We start from the raw sequence: 19,822 nt of genomic DNA, 5'->3' as shown, positions 1-19,822 counted from the left end.
GCTACCACGCCGCCCTCTCCCACGCTGCCCGCCGCCCTGCCACCACGCGGCCCTTCTGGCGCGCCGCCCTGCTCGTACGCCGCGTTGCGATGGTGTCCTCGGGTAGCAGGATCAGGGGAGAGGCTGGCCGGCTGGTGCGGGGGCGTCGCCGACGAGTCGGTAGGTCGCCTCGCCGGCTGGTTCCACCAGCCCGTCGGTGACCAGTCCGGCCAACGCACGGGACCGCTGCACGTCGTCGGGCCAGACCTGGTCCAACCGGGGCCGGGGCACCGGGCCGGTCGCCTCCCGCAACACCGCGAGCAGCAGCCCACGTACCTGTCGGTCGGTGCCGGCGTACCGCTGCGGGCGGCGGGTCGGCCCGGCCGGGGCCTGCTGTCCGGAGGCCCGCCAGGCGCAGACCGGCTCCACCGGACAGACCGCACAGCGCGGCGACCGGGCGGTGCAGACCACCGCTCCCAGTTCCATGAAGGCCGCACTCGCCAACGCGGCGGCGGCCGGTTCGACCGGCAGCAGCTCCTCCGTCGCCACCAGGTCGGACGGACGGGTGGTCGGGCCGGCGTCCGGCTCCCCGGCCACGGCGCGCGCCACCACCCGACGGACGTTGGTGTCCACCACCGGGTGCCGCTGCCCGAACGCGAAGGCCGCCACCGCCCGCGCGGTGTACGTCCCCACGCCGGGTAGGGCGAGCAACTGGTCCAGCCGGTCCGGCACCTCGCCACCGTGCCGGTCCACCAGGGCCACCGCGCACTCGTGCAGGCGTACCGCCCGGCGCGGGTAGCCGAGGCGTCCCCACATCCGGATCGCGTCCGCAGGGCTTTCGGCGGCCAGGGCGGCCGGCACCGGCCACCGGGCCAGCCACGCCTCCCAGGCCGGCAGCACCCGTACCACCGGGGTCTGCTGCAACATGACCTCGCTGACCAGGATCGCCCAGGGGCTGACGTCGGGGCCGCGCCACGGCAGGTCGCGGGCGTTCTGCTCGTACCACCGGCTGACCCGGTCGGCGAAACTCTGTTCTGTCATCGCGTCGCCGATGATGCCATGTCCGGCATGTCCCGCAGCGTGGGCGGTCCGGGCGGTTGCCGTCCGTCCGTTTTCGCTGGTCGGGGAGAATGCCGGCATGAACGAGCTCGCGATCACCGTCATCGGTCGGGACCGGCCGGGCATCGTGGCCGACGTCGCGGAGGTGCTCTCCGGGCTCGGCGCGAACCTCACCGACTCGACGATGACGCGGCTACGCGGTCACTTCGCGATGACCCTGGTCTGCGTCGGCCCGGCCGCGGCCGAGGTCGAGGCCGCACTCGCCCCGCTCGCCGCCGACGGCCAACTGCTGGCGAGCGTACGGGCGGTCACCCCAGACGGTACGACGACGCCCCCCGGAGAGCCGTACGTGATGGCGGTCCACGGCGCGGACCGGCTCGGCATCGTCGCGGCGACGACGCGGGCGCTGGCCGACGTCGGCGGCAACGTCACGGATCTGACCACCCGGCTGACCGGGGACCTCTACGTGGTGGTCGCCGAGGTCGACCTGCCGGGCGGCGCGGCGGAGCGGCTGCGGGAGAAGCTCGCCCGTACGGCTGCCGAGCTGGGCGTCGAGGTGACACTCCGGCCGGCCGACCCGGATCTGCTGTGACCGCGCAGATCACCGGCCTGGAGGGCTGGACGCCGGAGGCGCTCGGCGTGCCGGGCGAGGTACGCCCGGTGGTGGCCGCGCCGCACACGGTGCTCAGCCGGACGGGTGGCGAGGTCGACGCCACCTCCGACGAGGTGGTACGCCTCGCCGCCGACCTGGTCGCGACGATGCGGGTCTCCCCGGGCTGCGTCGGGCTGGCCGCGCCGCAGCTCGGGGTCGGTGCCCAGGTCTTCGCGGTCGACGTGACCGGCCACCCGAAGTCGGTGACCGTGCACGGCACGTTCGTGCTCTGCAACGCCCGGGTGGTGGAGGCCAGCCGGTGGAAGGCCGGGCGGGAGGGGTGCATGTCGGTGCCCGACCTCACCGGTGACGTGAAGCGGGCCAGCCGGCTGGTGGTGGAGGGCGTACTGCCCGGCTCGGGCCGGCCCGTGCGGATCGCCACCGACGGCTTCGAGGCACGCGCCCTGCAACACGAGATCGACCACTGTGCCGGTCTGCTCTTCCTCGACCGGGTGGCTGGCGCGCACGCGATCTACCAACGCAAGGTCTACCTCTGACCGTCCGAGGGAGTTGGTACGGTGAGCCGTTCTCGCCCCGGCGCGTCGCGCCCGGTCGGTGACCGCCGCGCCGTTACCGTGGGGGCATCATGCGTCTGACGGTTGGCCCCCTGTCGCCCGCCGTGTACTGGCGGCGTCGTGCCGTCGTACTCGGAGCGGGGATTCTCTTCCTCATCGTCGTGCTCTACTCGTGCAGCGGGTCGAGCGACAACACCGCGAGCCCGGAGCGGTCGTCCACCCCGACCCCGTCGGCGGGTGACCCGGCCCCGAGCGGTTCGGTGCTGACGCCTCAGTCCGGCGAGCCGCCGGCGTCCGCCGGACCCGACGCACCGGGTGATGGTGGCCCGGCCGGCGGCGGCCCCGGCGGGGGCGGTCCGGCGACGACCAGCGGCGCGCCGCCGGCACCCGGGGGCCCCATCGTGCCGGCCGGCGGTACCGCCGGGTGCACCGACGCCGAGATCTCGGTGACCCCGGTGGTGGCGCCCACCTCGGTCCGTTCCGGCCGCCCCGTCGACCTGCAACTCAGGATCAGAAACACGTCGGACCGGACGTGCACCCGTGACGTCGGCGCCGACCTCCAGGAACTCTTCGTCAAGTCCGGCGCGGAGAAGGTGTGGTCCTCCGACACCTGTGGCACCGCCAAGGGCTCGGACGTGCAGTCCTTCACCCCCGGCTTCGAGCGGTCGTACCAGGTCACCTGGAACGGGCAGGACACCACGCGGTGCGCCAACGGTCTGGCCGACGGTGAGCCGGCACCCGCCGGGACGTACCAGGTCTTCGGCCGGCTCGACACCAAGCTCAGCGCCCCGGCGAAGCTCACCATCACCAACTGACCCCCCCGGTTCAGCCCCCCTCTCCCCCCTGCGGGAGGGATACCCCACGTTCAGGTGGTAGCAGGGGACCCCTGCACGCCAGAAATGAGTAACAGGGGTCCCCTGCTACCACCTGACGGGGGTGGAGCGGGGTTGGAGCGGGTGCTCAGACGTAGCGCTCGAGGATCGACGCCTCGGCCAGGCGGGACAGGCCCTCCCGGACGCCGCGGGCCCGGGCGTCACCGACCCCCTCGACCGCCTGGAGATCCTCCACGGTCGCCCCGAGCAGGCGCTGGAGGCTGCCGAAGTGCAGCACCAGCCGGTCGACGATGGCCACCGGCAGACGGGGCACCTTGGCCAGCAGCCGGAAGCCGCGCGGGCTGACCGCCGCCTCCAGCGCGTCGGACGCGCCCGGGTAGCCGATGGCCTTGGCCACCGCGACCAGGTCGATCAGCTCGGTCGCCCCGAGCAGGTCCAGCTCGACCAGAGCCTCGTCCAGGGTGCGGGACTTTCGCCCGCTGGGGAGGTAGTCCCGGATGACCAGGGTGCGGTCGGCGTCCACCCCGGCCATCAGCTCGTCGAGCTGGAGGGCGAGCAGCCGGCCGTCGGTGCCCAGCTCGACCACGTAGCCGGCGATCTCGTCGGCGATCCGGCGGACCATCTCCAGGCGCTGGACCACCGCCACCGCGTCCCGGACGGTGACCAGATCCTCGATCTCCAGCGCGGAAAGGGTGCCGGAGACCTCGTCCAGCCGCAGCTTGTAGCGCTCCAGCGTGGCCAGCGCCTGGTTGGCCCGGGAGAGGATGGCCGCCGAATCGTCCAGCACGTGCCGCTGGCCGTTGACGTAGAGGCTGATGATCCGCATCGACTGACTGACCGAGATGACCGGGTAACCGGTCTGCCGGGCCACCCGTTCGGCGGTGCGGTGCCGGGTGCCCGACTCCTCGGTGGGAATGGACGGGTCGGGCATCAGGTGCACGGCCGCCCGGACGATGCGGGTGCCGTCGCTGGAGAGCACGACCGCACCGTCCATCTTGCAGAGTTCCCGGATCCGGGTGGCGGAGAACTCCACGTCCAGCGGGAAGCCGCCGGTGCAGAGCGTCTCGACGGTCTTGTCGTACCCGAGGACGATCAACGCGCCCGTCCGGCCCCGCAGGATGCGCTCCAGCCCGTCGCGGAGCGCGGTGCCGGGCGCCATGAGGGCGAGGTTCGCCCGGAGCGGGTCACCCCCGGCACCGATGGTGCTCGCGACGCCGGTCACGCTGACGCTGATCGGTCGTGCCGGCGAGCCCAGGGGGCCGCTACGGGCGTGGGGCGTCGCGCCGGCTGGCTTGCTGGCATCGCGGTCGATCGGCACGCGGACAGTCTACGGACTGGCATGCGTTGGGTGCTGCCGTGGTTACTGTGATGTGTCACAGTGTCCGATTCCCCTCCCCACCTGCCGGAAGACGGTCGGACCACCGGTCCGGTCGGTGGTCACTCGGCCGAGGCACGAGCGGCGCACTGCAACGCCGCCCGGACGTCGGCCACCTCGATCACCTGCATGTTCTCCGGGGCGCCGACCCCCGAGGCCCCCGGCCCGCAGCCGGTGGGCACCAGGGCCAGCCGGAACCCGAGCCGGGCCGCCTCGGCCAGCCGGCGCGGGACCGCGCCGACCCGGCGCACCTCGCCGGTCAGCCCGACCTCGCCGATCGCCACCAGGTGCGGGGCGATCGCCAGGTTGAGCCCGCCGGAGGCGACCGCGAGCGCCACCGCCAGGTCGGCGGCCGGCTCGACCACCCGGATGCCGCCGACGGTCGCCGCGAAGACCTCCCGGTCGTGCAGGGTGAGCCGTTCGGTGCGGCGCTGGAGCACGGCGAGCACCATCGCCAGCCGGGCACCGTCCAACCCGGAGACCGTACGCCTCGGCGAGCCGGCCACCGTCGCCCCGATCAGCGCCTGGACCTCGGTGACCAGCGCGCGCCGCCCCTCCATCGCCACGGTCACGCAGGTGCCGGGCACGGGTTCGGCGTAGCGGGTCAGGAACAGCCCGGACGGGTCGGCGAGGCTGCTGATGCCCCGCTCGTGCATCTCGAAGCAGCCGACCTCGTCGGCCGCGCCGAAACGGTTCTTCACGCCCCGGACCAGCCGCAGCGAGGAGTGCTTGTCGCCCTCGAAGTGGAGCACCACGTCGACCAGGTGCTCCAGCACCCGGGGGCCGGCGACCTGGCCGTCCTTGGTGACGTGACCGACCAGGACGGTCGCGATGCCCCGTTCCTTGGCCACCGAGACCAGCGCGGCGGTGACCGCCCGCACCTGGGTCACGCCGCCGGGCACGCCGTCGGTGCCCGGGGTGGAGATGGTCTGCACCGAGTCGAGCACCAGCAGTCCCGGCTTGACCGCGTCGAGGTGCCCCAGCACCGCGCCGAGGTCGCTCTCGGCGGCGAGGTAGAGCTGGTCGTGCAGGGCGTCCATCCGCTCGGCCCGCAGCCGGACCTGACTGACCGACTCCTCGCCGCTGACGACGAGCGACGGGCTGCCCGCCCCGGCGGCCCACTGCTGGGCCACGTCGAGCAGCAGGGTGGACTTGCCGACCCCGGGCTCGCCGGCGAGCAGCACCACCGCACCGGGCACCAGGCCGCCGCCGAGCACCCGGTCCAACTCGGCCACCCCGGTCGGGCGGGCCTTGGCGGGGGCGGCGCTGATGGTGGCGATCGGTCGGGCGGGCTCGGCCGGCATCCGGGAGCTGACCACGCGGCCGGCGACCGTCGGCCCGGTGAGCGTGCACTCGACCACCGAGCCCCACTCGCCGCACTCCGGGCAGCGGCCCACCCACTTCGGCGGCTGGTGGCCGCAGGCGTCGCACTCGTACGCCGGGCGGGGCTCACGGGCCGCCCGGGTGCGGGCGGAACCGGTCGCGCCGCGCGGGGTCGCTCGGGAGGTCGTCACACCAGGACGTTAGCCAACCCGTACGACGAGAACACCGCCGGCGTGGTCTGCGCCACGCCGACGGTGTTGTCGGTGTTCGTCTCGGGAGAGGCTCAGTGGCCGCCCTCTTCGCCGCCCTCGCCGCCGTGCCGCTCGATGATCGGCGACGGCGGGGCCTGCGGCGACAGCGGCACGCCGACCGGGGCCGGGGTGGTGACCCGCTTGCCGTTGCCGAAGTCGAAGATCAGGTTGACCTGCTGCCCGGCGCGCAGCTGCTCGTTGAGACCGACGAGCTGGAGGAACCGGCCGCCCTGCCGGTTGAGCTGGGCGTAGCCGAACGGCGGGATCTCGACGGTGGGCGGCGCGCCGGCCGGGGCCGTCTCGGTCGGCGACGGGCTGACCTGGCCGGTCGGCGTCGGGCTCGCCGGGTCCGCCGGCGTCGGGCTCGCCGGACCCGAGGGACTGGCCGGGGCGGACGGGCTGGGAGTGACCGGCTCGCTCGGGCCGGCCGGGCTCGCGGACGGGGACGCGCCGGCCCCGGCCAGCACGATCTCCCGCGCGCTGTCGGTGCTGACGGTGACCGTGACCGGGTCCGGCGTGTCGTTGTAGAGCACCACGCTCAGGGGCGCGTCGCCGCCGGCCGGGTAGCCCTCGCCGCCCGGGAAGTCGACCACCAGGCCGCGGACGAGGTAGGTGCCGTCCGGGGTGCCGGTGTTGACGCCCTGGACCGACGGCTCCTTGACCGCGGTCTCGGCGATCTGCCCGGTCCCACAGCCGGACACCAGCAGGCCCGTCGCCGCCGCACCGGCCAGCAGCACGGCCGCCCGTCGGGAGCCCCTGATCGAGCGCGTCACGTCGCGTCCTCCTCGTTGCGATCCCCACCGGGACGTACGCCCGGTGTGGTGGCCATACCCGCGCAGACCGCGCTCCAGCGTAGTTGGACCTGATCGAGCCGTGCACGGCGACCCGGCAATGCCGGCCGGCCGAACACGTTCAGAGCACCCGGCCGCTCGCCACCAACAGCGCCACGTCGATCAGGGCGACGAGGATCACGCCTCGGAACGCGCCGACCGGCCGGGCTCCGAGGCGCACCGCGCGACGGCCGCCGTACCAGCTCAGCGGCGGGACCACGGCGGCGGCCGCGACCGCCGACAGGCCCGCCCAGGACGGCGGCCCGGCCGGCCCCAGGACCAGGGCGACGGTGGCGGCGAGCAGCAGCCCGGCGGCGGCCACCCCGCTGCCGACGGCGCCGAGCCGGTGCGGCAGGCCGTGCACCCCGGTGCGGGCGTCGTCGGCCAGGTCGGGCAGGACGTTGGCGAAGTGCGCGCCCGCGCCGAGCAGCGCCCCGGCGGCCACCTGCCAGACCGGCGGGGCCGGCGCGCCCGGCAGCGCCAGCACCACGAACGCCGGCAGCGACCCGAACGAGACCGCGTACGGCAGCACGGAGATCGGAGTCGACTTCAACGGCCAGTTGTAGAGCAGGGCGGAGACCAGACCGACCGTCGCGCACAGCGCCGCCACCGGGTTGGTGGTCAGCGCCACCAGCGGGGCAGCCAGCGCGGCCAGCACCGCGCCCGTGCCGAGCGTCCGGCGGCTGACCGTACCGACGACGACGGGCTTGTCGGCCCGGCCGACCAGCTTGTCCCGGTCGGCGTCGAGCCGGTCGTTGGACCAGCCGACCGCGAGTTGGCTGGCGAGCACGGTGGCCACCACCGAGGCGATGCCGGCGGGTCGGTGCCCGACGCCCCAGGCGAGCAGCCCGGCCACCACCGTCACCACGGCGGCCGGTTCCGGATGACACGCTCTGACCAGCCCTAACACCGTTCGCCACATAAAAGAAGTCTGGTCGTTACCGGCCGGTCGTGCCACGCTCGTTCCATGCGAGACGGTTCGGCACCGCTGTCCACCCGCCCGCCCGCGCTGCCGCCCAACGACCCCCGGCAGTACGACGACCTGGCCGGCGAGTGGTGGCGGCCGGACGGGGCGTTCGCGATGCTGCACTGGCTCGCCGAGGCCCGCGCTGCGCTGGTACCGCCCGCCCGGCGGCCCGGCGCGATCCTGGTCGACCTGGGCTGCGGGGCCGGGCTGCTCGCCCCGCACCTGGCCGGCAAGGGCTACCGGCACGTGGGGGTGGACCTGACCCGCTCCGCGCTGGAGCAGGCCGCCGCGCACGGCGTCACGGCGGTCAACGCCGACGTCACGGCGGTGCCGCTGGCGGACGGCTGCGCGGACGTGGTGGCCGCCGGCGAGGTCCTGGAGCACGTGCCCGACTGGCGGCGGGCGGTGGCCGAGGCGTGCCGGCTGCTGCGCCCCGGCGGGCTGCTCGTGCTGGACACGCTGAACGACACGGCGTTGAGCCGCCTGGTCGCGGTCCGGATCGGCGAGCGGCTGCCGGCGGTGCCGCGCGGCATCCACGACCCCCGGCTCTTCGTCGACGACCGCGAACTGGTGCGCGAGTGCGCGCGGCACGGCGTGAAGCTGCGGGTACGCGGGATCCGTCCGCAGGTCGCCGGCACGGCCGCCTGGCTGCTCCGCCGGGCCGTGCCCGGGCTGGCCCCCCGCGCGCCCCTCGCCGGCCGGACGCCCCGGATCGTGCCCACCCGGTCCACCGCCGTGCTCTACCAGGGGCGGGGGGTCCGCCAGGGGTAGCCGGCGTGGCGCAGGGGTAGAGGGGAACCCGGGCGGGCCGGACCGGGACGACCGGGTTCCTCGTTGGGTCCTGAGGCAGTTGGTGCGCGACGAGAGGTGGGAACATGGCCGTGCCGGTGATCGCGGGTCTCGGTACGGCGCAGCCGTCGTCCGCCGGCCAGGACGAGCTCTGGACGGGGTTCTTCGCCGGCCACTACTCCGGCACCACCCGGGCGTTGGCCCGGCGGATCTTCGCCAACTCCGGCGTGAGCCGCCGGCAGGCGGCGGTCAACCCGCTGCTGGAGGACGTTTCGGAGTGGCCGACCGAGCGCCGGATGCGCCGCTACCAGATCGAGGCGCTGCCGCTCGGCAAGGAGGCGGTCGGTCGGGCGCTGACCGCCGCCGGCCTCGCCGCCGGTGACATCGGACTCTTCGTGGTCTGCTCCTGCACCGGGTACGCCACCCCGGGGCTGGACATCATGCTCGCCCGTGACCTCGGCATGGCCCCCGGGACGCAGCGCATGTTCGTCGGGCACATGGGCTGCTACGCGGCGCTGCCCGGGCTCGGCGCGGCGGGCGACTTCGTGGCCGCCCGGGGCCGACCGGCGCTGCTGCTCTGCGCCGAGCTGACCAGCCTGCACATCCAGCCGGCCACGTCCCGGGTGGACACCCAGCAGATCGTCTCCCACGCGCTCTTCTCGGATGCCGCGGTCGCCGCCGTGCTCGTGCCCGACGGTCCGGGGTACGCGCTGCGCGAGGTGACCGCCATGACCGACACCTCCACCGCCGACCACATGACCTGGGAGGTCACCGACACCGGGTTCCGGATGGGACTCTCCCCGAAGGTCCCGCAGGTGCTCTCGAAGCACGTCCGGGGGCTGGCCGACGGTCTGCTGGCCCGGCACGGGACCGACCGGTCCGGGGTGGACGGCTGGGCGGTGCACCCCGGCGGCCCACGCATCCTCGACGTGGTGCAGCGGGAGCTGGCGCTGCCGGAGCAGGCCCTGGCCGCCTCCCGGGAGACCCTGGCCGGGCACGGCAACTGCTCCTCGCCGACGGTGCTGCTGATCCTCGACCGGCTGCTCCGGCGGCCCGTACCGCCGCAGCGGGTCGTCATGCTCGCCTTCGGCCCCGGCCTGACCCTCTACGCCGCCCTGTTGGATCGCCGGGACTGAACGTCGACCGGTCGGCATTCCGGACGCCGACGGGTGCGGCGCGCGGTCCCGCCGACGGTTAGGCTCGATTGGTGGACTCCGACGCCGAGGGCCGGTTCCGTACCGCGTGGCTGGCCGGGCTGACCGTGGTCGCGCTGGTGGCAAGCGCCGGCTGGTGGACCGCCGCCGACCCCGAGGCCACGCCGGGTGCCGCGATGGCGCCCCGGGCCGACATCGTGCTGCGTGCCGGCACCGTCTCCGGTGCCGCCGTGGTCCGCTCGGAGCCGCCCCGTGGTGGCGACGGCGTCCCGGCCATGGTCGACCCCGCGACCGGTGCGGTCCTCTTCCGGCCGGAGCGTTATCCGTCGGGCACCCGGGTCTCAATCGACCCCTCCTCCGGGCGGGTCCTCGGGGTCGGCCCCGGCGATTCCGAGCGCGGCTCGTCCCGGCTCGGCACGGTGGTGTGGCGGGAACACCGGCTGCTGACCGACAACGTCCGCGAGGTGCGCCGGCAGTCCGCCACCAATCCGGGTGTCCCGTACCAACTTCTGGTGATCTGCGACGGGGGCGACGTCGGTGACCTGCAGGTCCGGATCGGCAGCGGGCGACGCTGGGACGGCTGGCGGTCCGCCGGGTGCGACGGGTCGCTGTACTCGATGGGCGTCGTCGCGTCCGGTGGCACGCTTTCCGTCCGGATCGCGCACCCGCAGGTCGGCGCGGTGGAACTCACCGCCATGCTGGTGGCCCTGGACTGACCTCCGCCGCGTCCGGGGCGGACCGGTGCCCGCCGCGTACCGTCGGGTTCGGTGACCTCCGCGTCGGGACGGGCGGGAGCAGTACGGTCCGCCCTCGGGTACCGCGTCCCGGGCGGTGCCTCAGCCGTTCAGACGGTTCAGGTCCGCCCGGTACTCCTCGACCGATCCGACCGCTGGGGCGACCCGGACGACGGTGCCGGTCCGGTCCACCAGGATCACGTCGACCGTGCCGGGGACGGGGTTGGCGTGCGTCAGGGCGCGCAGCCCGTCGGCCGGGTCGGCTAGGCGTCGGACGCCGGGTGCCGAACCGGTCTCGGCGGTGGGCACGGTACGTCCGCTGACCACGGTTACCACCCGTACCCCCGGCGGGACGGCGGTGGTCGCCTCGGTCACCCGTTCCGGGCACGGGCACGCGTCGACCAGCAGGATCACCGCTGGCAGGAGGCTGCGCAGTGGCACCGGCGCCTGGGCCTCGTCGACCAGGTCCAGGGCCGGCAGCGGACGTCCGGCCGGGTCGGGCAGTGGGTCCCGCGCCGGGGCCGGGGCGGACCGGGCCGTGGAGGGTGCGGCCCGGGGCCAGGTGACCGTGACCAGCCCGGCCAGGGTGGCGAGCACCGCCACCACCAGGATCAGCGCCGGCAGGCTCAGGGTGGGCCGGAACGACCGCCGTCGCGCGTCCCGGTGGGCCTCGTGCAGCTCACGACGGACCTGTGCGGCCTCCTGGGCGAGCGCGGAGGCGTCGTCCGGGACGACCACCCGTCCCCACTCGGGCGGCAGGTCGGGCAGGCCGTCGGTGGACCAGTGGCCGTTGGGTTCAGGCATGCCCATGAGACCTCCGGGAGCCATGGTGGTGGTGGGGAAGGCGGGGTGCCTCCAATGTCCTCCAACCGGGCCGCCCGGCGCTACACCCGGGCGCGTCCTTGTACCGGCCGGTACCATCGAACGAGTGCATCCCCCCGGACCCCGCCCCTCGCGGGACAGCCCCGTGGCGGATGGCCCGGACACCCGCACCGGGACGTGTTCCGATTGTTACGGAGCGTGTTCAAATCATTGGTTTGACTGCATGTCAAGCCGAAGAAATGCCTCTCACATGGCCCCTGAGCTGCGCTTACGGTCAGGACTGCAGTGAGACATCGGTGCCTGAGCGTGTTACCCTAGACACAGCGAAAGGGGTTTCGAACCTATGGTTTTCAGTGTCGGCGAGACCGTTGTTTACCCCCACCACGGGGCCGCACTCATCGAGGCAATCGAGACCCGGGTCATCAAGGGTGAGCCTAAGCAGTACCTCGTCCTGAGGGTTGCGCAGGGTGACCTCACGGTCCGGGTGCCCGCTGAGAACGCCGAGATCGTGGGCGTGCGCGAGGTGGTCGGCGAAGAGGGCCTGGGCAAGGTCTTCGACGTCCTCCGCGCTCCGCACACCGAGGAGCCGACCAACTGGTCGCGGCGTTACAAGGCGAATCTGGAGAAGCTGGCCTCCGGTAACCCGCTGAAGGTGGCCGAGGTCGTCCGCGACCTGTGGCGGCGTGAGCGTGAGCGGGGCCTCTCCGCTGGCGAGAAGCGGATGCTGGCCAAGGCCCGGGACATTCTCGTCGGCGAGGTCGCGCTGGCCGAGAAGAGCACCAAGGACGAGGCGGAGACGCTGCTCGACAAGGTCCTGACCGAGGCCTAGTTCCCACAGCATCGTCGTACCCACCCCGTAGCAAAGAAAAACGAGGACCGCGACGTGACCGCGCAGCTCAATCCGTGCGGTGACGTCGCGGTCCTCGTGCCTGCGGCCGGTGCCGGGATCCGGCTCGGCCCCGGCGCTCCCAAGGCGCTCCGGCCGCTGGCCGGTGAACCCCTGCTCGTGCACGCGGTACGCCGGATCGCCGCCGCGCCGTCGGTGCACACGATCGTGGTCGCCGCGCCGGTCGCCGACGTCCCCGCCGTCCGGGACCTGCTCGCCCCGGTCGCCCAGGTCACCGTCGTTCCCGGTGGGGCGCAGCGGCAGGACTCGGTCGCCGCCGCGCTGGCCGCCGTGCCGGCCGGACCCGGGATCGTCCTCGTGCACGACGCGGCCCGTGCTCTCGTCCCCGCCGAACTCGTCGAGTCGGTCGCTGCGGCGGTCCGCTCCGGGCACGACGCGGTCATCCCCGTCCTGCCGGTGGTGGACACCGTCAAGGAGGTCTCCGCCGACGAGGTGGTGCGGGGCACGGTCGACCGGTCCGTCCTGCGGGCCGTGCAGACGCCACAGGGCTTCCGCCGGGCGGTGCTGGCCGCCGCGCACGCCGCCGCCGTCGACCCGCTGACCGACGACGCCGGACTGGTCGAGAAGCAGGGCGTCCCGGTGGTCTGCGTGCCCGGTTCCGAGTACGCCATGAAGATCACTCGGCCGTTCGACCTGGCGCTGGCCGAGCATCTGCTGACCGTACGCGCCTGACGCGTACCCTGACTCCATGATCGTTCCCCGGGTGGCCGTCGGCACCGACATCCACGCCTTCGCGCCCGGTCGCCCCTGCTGGCTGGCCGGGCTGCACTGGCCCGGCGAGGTGGGGCTGGCCGGTCACTCCGACGCCGACGTGGTCGCCCACGCGGCCTGCAACGCGCTTCTCTCCGCCGCCGGCCTCGGCGACCTGGGCGCCAACTACGGCGTCGCCGAACCGGAGTGGGCGGGCGCCTCCGGGATCACGCTGCTCACCGAGAGCGCCCGCCGGGTGCGCGCTGCCGGTTTCGAGATCGGCAACGTCTCGGTGCAGGTGGTCGGCAACCGCCCGAAGATCGGCCCCCGCCGGGACGAGGCGCAGCGGGTGCTCACCGAGGCGGTCGGCGCACCGGTGTCACTGACCGCCGCGACCACCGACGGGCTCGGCTTCACCGGTCGGGGCGAGGGGCTGACCGGCATCGCGGTGGCCCTGGTGTACCCACTCGACCCACCCGTTCCACCGGCCCCGTCCGTTCCGGCCCCACCGGCCTACGCCCCATCGGCCTCATCCCCTCCACCGGCCTACACCCCACCGGCCCCATCCGCCTCGGCTGGCCACGGCGGAGAGAGCGATCCGGCATGACCGAGGAAACCGAGTCCCCGGACAGCTACCTCCAGCGGGCCCAACTCCTCGCCGAGCTGGGCCGCTACGACGAGGCGGCGGGCGAACTCGCCCACCTGCTCGCCCGGGACCCGACGCACGCCCCGGCGTTGACCATGCTGGCCCGGGTGCACCTGGCGGCCGACCGGGGCGCCGAGGCGCTCACCGCCGCCGAGTCGGCCGCGGCAGCCGCGCCCGGCGTGGTCGAACCTCTGGTCGCGCGGGGACTGGCCCTGTCCGACCTCCAGCGGTACGCCGAGGCCGCCCGTACCGCCGACGAGATCCTGGCGCTCGGGCCGGACGACGCCTACGCCCAGCGCAGCGCGGCGGCGATCCTGGCCGGCGCGCGCAACGGGCAGCCGGCGCTCAACGCGGCCTGGCGTGGGGTGGAACTGGCCCCGGAGGAGCCGCAGGCGCATCTGGTGCTCGGCCTGGTCGCGGCCCGGATGGAGCTGTTCGACCTGGCCGAGCGGGCGTACTCCGAGGCGCTTCGCCTCGACCCGGAGCTGGGTGAGGCGCAGCACGACATCGGTGTCATCCGACTGGAGCAGCGGCGCTACGCCGAGGCGCTGGAGCACCTGGCCGACGCGGCGGCGATCAGCCCCGGCCGGGTCGACTCGGGGCGGACCATCTCCGACGGGTTGCGCCGGCTGGTGCTCTACGGCGCCGGTTGGTCGCTGGTGGCCACCGTCCTGGTCGCCTGCCTGGCCGCCGGCAGCGGCGGGGGATCCCGGGTCTTCGCGGCGGTCGCCGCGTTCGGCGGGGCGCTGGTGGTGTGGCGGTACGCCGCGAAGGTCCCCAGCCTCACCAGCAGCATCCTCCCCGGCCTGCTGCGCACCGACCGGACGCTGGCCCTAGCCGTGTACGCGGTGGCCGCCGCCCCGGCCCTGATCCTGCTCTATGCCCTGGTCGGCACTCCCTGGCCGCTGGTGCTGGCGATCGTGGCGACGGCGGTCGCCGAGCTCGCCGCGTTCACCCGCCCGGTGAGCTGAGGCGGTTACCGGCGAGGCCAGGAAACCCCGGTCAGGGGCGGCGAGCCCAGGTCCAGGCGTAACCCGGGTCCTCGCACTCGGCCGCCGCGTCGCAGAGGTCCAGCGGGCGGAAGGTGTCGACCATGACGGCGAGTTCGTCGAAGTAGTCGGCGCCGATCGAGCGTTCCGCCGCACCCGGCTGGGGGCCGTGCGTGAAGCCGGACGGGTGCAGCGAGATCGACCCCTGCTCGATGCCGGAACCGCGCCGGGCCTCGTAGTTGCCGCCGGTGTAGAAGAGCATCTCGTCGGAGTCGACGTTGTGGTGGTTGTACGGCACCGGGATCGCGTCGGGGTGGTAGTCCACCTTGCGCGGCACGAACGAGCAGATCACGAAGTTCGGCCCCTGGAAGGTCTGGTGCACCGGGGGCGGCTGGTGGATCCGGCCGGTGATCGGCTCGAAGTCGTGGATGGAGAACGCCCACGGGTAGAGGTGCCCGTCCCAGCCGACCACGTCGAACGGGTGGTGGGCATAGACATGACGCGTCCAGGCCGTGCCGCTACCGTTCGGGCCTGCGGCCCGGGAACGGTGCCGGACCAGCACCTCCACCTCCTCGCCGTCGACCAGGAGCGGCGCGTCCGGCCCCCGGACGTCGCGTTCGCAGTACGGCGAATGCTCCAGGAACTGCCCCCGGACCGAGAGGTAGCGCTTGGGCGGGCCGACGTGTCCGGCCGCCTCGATCGCCAACAGTCGGGCCGGCTCGTCGCCGGTGGGCACCAGGCGGTGGATGGTGGAGGTGGGGATGACGACGTAGTCGCCGGCGACCGCGTCGAGCACGCCGAACGGCGACTCCACGCGCAGCGAGCCGGACTCGACGTAGAGGCAGTGGTCGCCGGTGGCGTCCCGGAACAGCGGCGACGGCCGGTCGGCGACCACGTACGCGATCCGCACGTCGTCGTTGGCGAGCAGGTAGCGCCGGCCCAGCACGGGGTCGGCGGGGCCGCTGTCGAGCTTGTGGGTGCGCAGGTGGCGGGGCTTGAGCGGCAGGTTCGGCACCCGGGTCACGGCCGGTGGGGTGAACTCCTCGGCGGCGACGATCGCGGTGGGCGCGTACCGGTGGTAGAGCAGGGACGAGTCGGAGGAGAAGCCCTCCTGGCCCATCAGTTCCTCGGCGTACAGGCTGCCGTCGGGCTGACGGAACTGGGTGTGGCGCTTGCGCGGCACCTCTCCGACGCTGCGGTAGTACGGCATCTCGCCTCCTGATCAGTCCCAGGCACCGGCCGAGTGTGTCCGATAGTCGGACGCTGTTGTCCGTTACTCGTAGCGTCCCGTAGATTCTTGTCTCGTGTCAACGCAGGTGCCCCGGTTCCTCGCCGGACTCGTCGACGACGCCGCAGTCTTCCCGCCCGGCAGCGCGTCCCTGCCCGACGCCCTCGCCGCCCACCGACGGCACCGCGCCTCGTGGTACGCCGACCTGGTCGGCCCGTTGCTCGTGCCGGCCTCGGCCCTGCCCGACCTGGCCCGCCTCCTCGACGCGTCGGAGCAGGCGGCAGCCACCGGCGCAGGCGACCCCGCTGCCCGGTCAGTGGGCACCGGCGGGAACGGCTCCCGACCGGCGGGCGTCGAGGAAACCGGCTCCCGGTCGGCGCCCACCGTGCGGCTGGACGTCGGCGTGATCGGGAACATTCCGCTCGACCGGCTCGGTGCGGCCCGTGCGGCGGCCGACCCCCGGCTGCGGGTCCGGCAGGTGGAGGCGGCGGTCGCCCGGCGCGGCGAGGACCCACTGCCCGGTCTCGCCGAACTGACCGCACTCGCCGCCGGTCACCCCGACCTCGACGTGTACGCCGAGATCCCGCTGGCCTGGGGCCTGATGAACGCTCTCGACCAACTCGCCGAGCAGCGGTCCGCCGGAGCCCGGATCGCGGCCAAGTTCCGCACCGGCGGACTGGCCGCCGAACTCTTCCCCACGCCCGGCGAGCTGGCCACGGTGGTCTGCGCCTGCCGCGACCGGAAGCTGCCCTTCAAACTCACCGCCGGGCTGCACCACGCGACCCGCCATCTCGACCCGGAGACCGGGTTCACCCACCACGGCTTCGTCAACGTGCTGGCCGCCGTGGGCGCGGCGGCCGAGGGCGCCGGGGTGAAGGAGGTCGCCGAGGTGCTGACCAGGACCGATCCGCGTCCGCTGCTCCAGCAGGTGGAGCCCGGACGCGACGAGGCGCGCCCGCTGTGGGTGGGCTTCGGCTCGTGCAGCGTGCAGGAACCCCTGACCGACCTGATCCGGCTGGGGCTGGTGGACGGAGGCTGGAGCTAGATGAGTTGGGTGACGGGTGCCGAGGGGTCGCCGTACGGCGTGACGAACCTGCCGTACGGGGTGTTCCGGCACGGCGGGCGGGAGCCCCGGATCGGCGTACGCGTCGCCGACCTCGTGCTCGACCTGGCCGGCGCGGAGGAGGCCGGGCTGGTGCTGGCCGCCGGGGCGTTCGGCCGGCCCACGCTGAACGACTTCATGGCGCTCGGTCGGCCACAGTGGACGGCCGTCCGGCAGCGCCTGGTCGAGCTGCTCACCGACCCGCAGCACCAGCCGGCGGTGGAGCCACTGCTGGTGCCGCTGGCCGAGGTGGAGCTGGCCCTGCCGTTCGAGGTCGCCGACTACGTCGACTTCTACTCGTCGGAGCATCACGCGTCGAACGTCGGGCAGATCTTCCGGCCCGGCCAGCCGCCACTGCTGCCGAACTGGAAGCACCTGCCGGTCGGGTACCACGGTCGGGCCGGCACGGTGGTGGTCTCCGGTACGCCGGTGGTCCGCCCCTGCGGGCAGCGCGCCAGCGCCGACGGCCCGGTCTTCGGCCCCTCGGTACGCCTCGACATCGAGGCCGAGGTGGGCTTCGTGGTGGGCGTCGGGTCGCCGTTGGGTCACCGGGTCCCCGTCGACGACCTCGCGGACCACGTCTTCGGCGTGGTGCTGGTCAACGACTGGTCGGCGCGGGACATCCAGGCGTGGGAGTACCAGCCCCTCGGCCCGTTCCTCGGCAAGTCCTTCGCCACCTCGGTCTCGGCCTGGGTCACCCCGCTGGACGCGCTCGCCGACGCCTTCGTGCCGGCCCCGGAGCAGGACCCGGCCGTGCTCGACTACCTGCGCGACGTTCCGCACCGGGGGCTGGACCTGCGGCTGGCCGTGGAGTGGAACGGCGAGCGGGTCAGCGAGCCGCCCTTCGCCGGCATGTACTGGACACCGGCCCAGCAGCTCGCCCACCTGACCGTCAACGGTGCTTCGCTGCGGACCGGCGACCTGTACGCCTCGGGCACGGTCTCCGGGCCGGAACGCGGCCAGGCCGGCTCGTTCCTGGAGCTGACCTGGGGTGGCACCGAGCCGGTCCGGGTCGGCGACGGCACCCGCACCTTCCTGGAGGACGGGGACACCGTCACCGTGACGGCCACCGCGCCCGGCCCCGACGGCACCGTCATCGCCCTCGGCGAGGTGACGGGCACCATCCTCCCCGCCACCTGACCGCCGGCCGGCCCCGGTCGCACAATCGGTCCGACCGGCCTCTCCGCCTCCTCCGTTGATCGTCCGGATCCCGCCGCCCGCCGGGCGGCGGCAGTCGTGGGACGTCCCACCGGACAGGGAGGTAAGCGAGATGAACGATCTCGTCGGCGCCGTCTGGCGCAAGAGCAGCCGCTCCAACGACCAGGGGCTCTGCGTGGAGGTGGCGGACAACCTGGTCGGCACCCTCGGCGTGGTCGGCGTGCGTGACTCCAAGGACCTGACCGGTCCCACGCTCGCGGTCAGCCCGCTGGGGTGGTCGGCGTTCGTCGCCGGGCTGCGGGAGGGGCAGTTGCGGCCCTGAGCCGGGTGGACCCGGCGGTCGAGAGGTCCGGCGTCGCCCACCACCCGGGGCGGGACGTGAACCTCCGACCGCCGCCCATCGGCTCCGACACCCGGTGCCGGGCCGGTCGAGCGCCACCTGCGCCGGTGCGGGGCACCTCCGCTGGGTAGGGTGCCGGGCGGAGGTGGGTCATGGGGATCCCGAAGGACCGGCGACGGATCGTCGTCACGGTCGCGGCGCTGCTGGTCGCCGGGCTGGCCGCCGCCACCGTGTACCGGGTGCTCGCCCCGGCCGAGGTCGTCACTGTCGCCCGTGGGGAACGGCCGCCGACCGTCGACCCGAAGGTCGGTCCGGTCGGCCGTTTCTCCACCGCCCCGCTGGTCGTCGACGGTCGACTGCGGGTGTACGCGACGACCCGGCAGGTCTGGGCCGACGAGCCGGTCGACGACCGCCAGCGGAACACCCCGTACTGGTCCTACCGGCGGTGGCCGGCCCAGCTCAGCGGGGTGGTGGCCGCCGGGACGACCGTGGTGAGCCGCTGGTCGGACGGGCGGCTGGTGGCCCTCGACGCCGACACCGGTCGGGTCGCCTGGCAGGCAGACGCCCCCACTCCGCAGGAGGGCTACACCGGGCGGCGTACCGGTGCGAAGACCGTCTGGCAGCCCCCCGGCCTGTACACCGCCACCGGTTCGGGCAGCGGGACGGTGGTCGTCGTCGGCGACCGGCAGATGCAGGGAACCGACCTGACCAGCGGGCGGCGGCTCTGGCGGGTCGACGTCGACCCGGGGTGCCGTGCCGATGTCGGGACCACCGCCGCGGGTTTCCTCGCCACGCTGGACCGGTGCGCCGGCAGCCCGGTCGTCGAGTTCCGCGATGCCACCACCGGCACGGTGGTCGAGCGCTGGAGTCCGCCGGGGGCGGGTACGGAGGTGGTCGTGACCCCGACCGGATGCACCACCGCCCGATCGAACTGCGGCGGCCTGCACATCGCCGAGACGGGGAGCGCCGACCCGGGCGCCGGGGGCGCGGCCGACGAGGACGGTGGCCGGGGCTGGCTGGTCGACGCCAGGTCACCCGTGGCCGCCCTGGGTCTCGATCGCGCCGGCACGGTGCTCGTCGGGGAGGTCGGCGTCTCGGTCGTCGACGGGACGGTGGTCGCCCGGTCGGCGCTCACCGGCGACGAGGTGTGGCGCCGGGGCGACCTCGGCCCGGGGACCACGGTGGTCGCCGCGCAGCCGGGCCGCGTACACCTGCTGACCGGGGAGAAGGACCTGGTCACCCTTGATCCGACCGACGGTGTCGAACGGACCCGTTTCCGGTTCACGGTCGGACGCGACGGGACGGGCTGGACGCCGGGGCTCGGCTATGCGGCCGGCGGGTACGTCGGGCTGGAACGTCTGCGCACCCCGGTCGACGCGGCCGGGGACGACCAGCGTTACTACGCGATGGCCGAGCCGGTGGTCCTCGCGGTGGTCGACCGGGGAGTCGGTAAGTAAAACGGGCAAATGTCACCCTATG

General features: G+C 74.1%; 20 protein-coding genes and 1 pseudogene. 14 read left to right on the top strand and 7 right to left on the bottom strand.

The genetic code is table 11. The features are described 5' to 3' along the window. Positions 1–111: 111 nt before the first annotated feature. Positions 112–1,020: an A/G-specific adenine glycosylase gene (locus ACIBJE_RS21950; protein WP_396751091.1), complete on the bottom strand. Its 909-nt coding sequence runs from the start codon at positions 1,018–1,020 to the stop codon at positions 112–114. Between the two features lie 97 nt (positions 1,021–1,117). Here ACIBJE_RS21950 and ACIBJE_RS21945 point away from each other — a divergent pair, with 97 nt between their 5' ends. The 3 genes from ACIBJE_RS21945 (at position 1,118) to ACIBJE_RS21935 (ending at position 3,020) form a co-directional block, all read left to right on the top strand. Next, complete coding sequence (locus ACIBJE_RS21945; RefSeq protein WP_396751089.1) at positions 1,118–1,630, top strand: glycine cleavage system protein R; 513 nt, start codon at positions 1,118–1,120, stop codon at positions 1,628–1,630. After that, positions 1,627–2,187 (top strand): peptide deformylase, encoded by a 561-nt coding sequence (locus tag ACIBJE_RS21940; protein ID WP_396751087.1) that lies wholly within the window; start codon positions 1,627–1,629, stop codon positions 2,185–2,187. The genes ACIBJE_RS21945 and ACIBJE_RS21940 overlap by 4 nt, the downstream gene beginning before the upstream one ends. An 89-nt stretch (positions 2,188–2,276) precedes the next feature. Further along, entirely contained in the window at positions 2,277–3,020 is a 744-nt protein-coding gene (locus tag ACIBJE_RS21935) for a hypothetical protein (protein ID WP_396751085.1), read from the top strand. A gap of 145 nt (positions 3,021–3,165) precedes the next feature. Here ACIBJE_RS21935 and disA read toward each other — a convergent pair whose 3' ends face one another. The 4 genes from disA to ACIBJE_RS21915 all read right to left on the bottom strand — a co-directional run bounded on the left by disA (position 3,166) and on the right by ACIBJE_RS21915 (position 7,739). Beyond that, positions 3,166–4,356, bottom strand: a complete 1,191-nt coding sequence (gene disA / locus ACIBJE_RS21930) for a DNA integrity scanning diadenylate cyclase DisA (protein ID WP_377661663.1) — start codon at positions 4,354–4,356, stop codon at positions 3,166–3,168. A gap of 119 nt (positions 4,357–4,475) precedes the next feature. Continuing rightward, a complete protein-coding gene (radA, locus tag ACIBJE_RS21925; RefSeq protein WP_396751083.1) occupies positions 4,476–5,927 on the bottom strand; it encodes a DNA repair protein RadA in 1,452 nt (483 codons plus the stop codon). Positions 5,928–6,019: 92 nt separating this feature from the next. Then, positions 6,020–6,760 carry a hypothetical protein gene (locus tag ACIBJE_RS21920; RefSeq protein WP_396751081.1) on the bottom strand — a complete coding sequence of 247 codons (741 nt, stop codon included), beginning with the start codon at positions 6,758–6,760 and terminating at the stop codon, positions 6,020–6,022. A 139-nt stretch (positions 6,761–6,899) separates the two neighbouring features. After that, the gene (locus tag ACIBJE_RS21915; protein ID WP_396751079.1) at positions 6,900–7,739 is read right to left on the bottom strand and encodes a UbiA family prenyltransferase; all 840 of its coding nucleotides are present in this window, start codon (positions 7,737–7,739) and stop codon (positions 6,900–6,902) included. A gap of 45 nt (positions 7,740–7,784) precedes the next feature. Here ACIBJE_RS21915 and ACIBJE_RS21910 point away from each other — a divergent pair, with 45 nt between their 5' ends. The 3 genes from ACIBJE_RS21910 to ACIBJE_RS21900 all read left to right on the top strand — a co-directional run bounded on the left by ACIBJE_RS21910 (position 7,785) and on the right by ACIBJE_RS21900 (position 10,443). After that, positions 7,785–8,555: a methyltransferase domain-containing protein gene (locus tag ACIBJE_RS21910; RefSeq protein WP_396751077.1), complete on the top strand. Its 771-nt coding sequence runs from the start codon at positions 7,785–7,787 to the stop codon at positions 8,553–8,555. A 104-nt stretch (positions 8,556–8,659) separates the two neighbouring features. Beyond that, complete coding sequence (locus ACIBJE_RS21905; protein WP_396751075.1) at positions 8,660–9,709, top strand: type III polyketide synthase; 1,050 nt, start codon at positions 8,660–8,662, stop codon at positions 9,707–9,709. 71 nt (positions 9,710–9,780) lie between these two features. Beyond that, complete coding sequence (locus ACIBJE_RS21900) at positions 9,781–10,443, top strand: hypothetical protein (RefSeq protein ID WP_396751073.1); 663 nt, start codon at positions 9,781–9,783, stop codon at positions 10,441–10,443. Between the two features lie 120 nt (positions 10,444–10,563). Here the strand turns inward: ACIBJE_RS21900 and ACIBJE_RS21895 are convergent, their stop codons facing one another. Next, complete coding sequence (locus ACIBJE_RS21895) at positions 10,564–11,271, bottom strand: hypothetical protein (protein WP_396751071.1); 708 nt, start codon at positions 11,269–11,271, stop codon at positions 10,564–10,566. Positions 11,272–11,626: 355 nt separating this feature from the next. Between ACIBJE_RS21895 and ACIBJE_RS21890 the strand changes: the two genes are divergently transcribed. The 4 genes and pseudogenes from ACIBJE_RS21890 to ACIBJE_RS21875 all read left to right on the top strand — a co-directional run bounded on the left by ACIBJE_RS21890 (position 11,627) and on the right by ACIBJE_RS21875 (position 14,497). Beyond that, positions 11,627–12,112, top strand: a complete 486-nt coding sequence (locus ACIBJE_RS21890; protein ID WP_007073334.1) for a CarD family transcriptional regulator — start codon at positions 11,627–11,629, stop codon at positions 12,110–12,112. 54 nt (positions 12,113–12,166) lie between these two features. Continuing rightward, a complete protein-coding gene (ispD, locus tag ACIBJE_RS21885) occupies positions 12,167–12,862 on the top strand; it encodes a 2-C-methyl-D-erythritol 4-phosphate cytidylyltransferase (protein ID WP_396751069.1) in 696 nt (231 codons plus the stop codon). A 16-nt stretch (positions 12,863–12,878) separates the two neighbouring features. Then, positions 12,879–13,343 (top strand): annotated as a pseudogene (ispF, locus tag ACIBJE_RS21880) (2-C-methyl-D-erythritol 2,4-cyclodiphosphate synthase); the annotation flags it as partial. A 140-nt stretch (positions 13,344–13,483) separates the two neighbouring features. Further along, on the top strand, positions 13,484–14,497 hold the full coding sequence (locus ACIBJE_RS21875; protein WP_396751068.1) for a tetratricopeptide repeat protein: 1,014 nt from the start codon (positions 13,484–13,486) through the stop codon (positions 14,495–14,497). Between the two features lie 31 nt (positions 14,498–14,528). Here ACIBJE_RS21875 and ACIBJE_RS21870 read toward each other — a convergent pair whose 3' ends face one another. Beyond that, positions 14,529–15,725 carry a homogentisate 1,2-dioxygenase gene (locus tag ACIBJE_RS21870; protein ID WP_396751066.1) on the bottom strand — a complete coding sequence of 399 codons (1,197 nt, stop codon included), beginning with the start codon at positions 15,723–15,725 and terminating at the stop codon, positions 14,529–14,531. Positions 15,726–15,819: 94 nt separating this feature from the next. Here ACIBJE_RS21870 and ACIBJE_RS21865 point away from each other — a divergent pair, with 94 nt between their 5' ends. The 4 genes from ACIBJE_RS21865 (at position 15,820) to ACIBJE_RS21850 (ending at position 19,800) form a co-directional block, all read left to right on the top strand. Next, on the top strand, positions 15,820–16,788 hold the full coding sequence (locus ACIBJE_RS21865; protein ID WP_396751064.1) for a hypothetical protein: 969 nt from the start codon (positions 15,820–15,822) through the stop codon (positions 16,786–16,788). Beyond that, positions 16,789–17,985 carry a fumarylacetoacetase gene (fahA, locus tag ACIBJE_RS21860; RefSeq protein WP_396751062.1) on the top strand — a complete coding sequence of 399 codons (1,197 nt, stop codon included), beginning with the start codon at positions 16,789–16,791 and terminating at the stop codon, positions 17,983–17,985. Positions 17,986–18,115: 130 nt separating this feature from the next. Beyond that, positions 18,116–18,325 carry a DUF397 domain-containing protein gene (locus ACIBJE_RS21855; RefSeq protein ID WP_396751060.1) on the top strand — a complete coding sequence of 70 codons (210 nt, stop codon included), beginning with the start codon at positions 18,116–18,118 and terminating at the stop codon, positions 18,323–18,325. Positions 18,326–18,495: 170 nt separating this feature from the next. Further along, positions 18,496–19,800, top strand: a complete 1,305-nt coding sequence (locus ACIBJE_RS21850; protein ID WP_396751058.1) for a PQQ-binding-like beta-propeller repeat protein — start codon at positions 18,496–18,498, stop codon at positions 19,798–19,800. The last annotated feature ends 22 nt before the right edge of the window (positions 19,801–19,822 follow it).

Origin of the sequence: Micromonospora sp. NPDC050187 (assembly GCF_044459745.1) — a bacterium.
In the GTDB taxonomy this organism is placed as follows: Bacteria; Actinomycetota; Actinomycetes; order Mycobacteriales; family Micromonosporaceae; genus Micromonospora.
The sequence above is the reverse complement of the archived record's forward strand: the minus strand, read 5'-3'. Positions and strand labels throughout refer to the sequence as shown.

Coding starts and splice junctions, on each gene's coding strand:
- ACIBJE_RS21950 (WP_396751091.1), bottom strand. CDS start 1,020: ATGACAGAACAGAGTTTCGCCGACCGGGTCAGCCGGTGGTACGAGCAG.
- ACIBJE_RS21945 (WP_396751089.1), top strand. CDS start 1,118: ATGAACGAGCTCGCGATCACCGTCATCGGTCGGGACCGGCCGGGCATC.
- ACIBJE_RS21935 (WP_396751085.1), top strand. CDS start 2,277: ATGCGTCTGACGGTTGGCCCCCTGTCGCCCGCCGTGTACTGGCGGCGT.
- ACIBJE_RS21915 (WP_396751079.1), bottom strand. CDS start 7,739: ATGTGGCGAACGGTGTTAGGGCTGGTCAGAGCGTGTCATCCGGAACCG.
- ACIBJE_RS21910 (WP_396751077.1), top strand. CDS start 7,785: ATGCGAGACGGTTCGGCACCGCTGTCCACCCGCCCGCCCGCGCTGCCG.
- ACIBJE_RS21905 (WP_396751075.1), top strand. CDS start 8,660: ATGGCCGTGCCGGTGATCGCGGGTCTCGGTACGGCGCAGCCGTCGTCC.
- ACIBJE_RS21895 (WP_396751071.1), bottom strand. CDS start 11,271: ATGGGCATGCCTGAACCCAACGGCCACTGGTCCACCGACGGCCTGCCC.
- ACIBJE_RS21890 (WP_007073334.1), top strand. CDS start 11,627: ATGGTTTTCAGTGTCGGCGAGACCGTTGTTTACCCCCACCACGGGGCC.
- ACIBJE_RS21875 (WP_396751068.1), top strand. CDS start 13,484: ATGACCGAGGAAACCGAGTCCCCGGACAGCTACCTCCAGCGGGCCCAA.
- ACIBJE_RS21870 (WP_396751066.1), bottom strand. CDS start 15,725: ATGCCGTACTACCGCAGCGTCGGAGAGGTGCCGCGCAAGCGCCACACC.
- fahA (WP_396751062.1), top strand. CDS start 16,789: ATGAGTTGGGTGACGGGTGCCGAGGGGTCGCCGTACGGCGTGACGAAC.
- ACIBJE_RS21855 (WP_396751060.1), top strand. CDS start 18,116: ATGAACGATCTCGTCGGCGCCGTCTGGCGCAAGAGCAGCCGCTCCAAC.
- ACIBJE_RS21850 (WP_396751058.1), top strand. CDS start 18,496: ATGGGGATCCCGAAGGACCGGCGACGGATCGTCGTCACGGTCGCGGCG.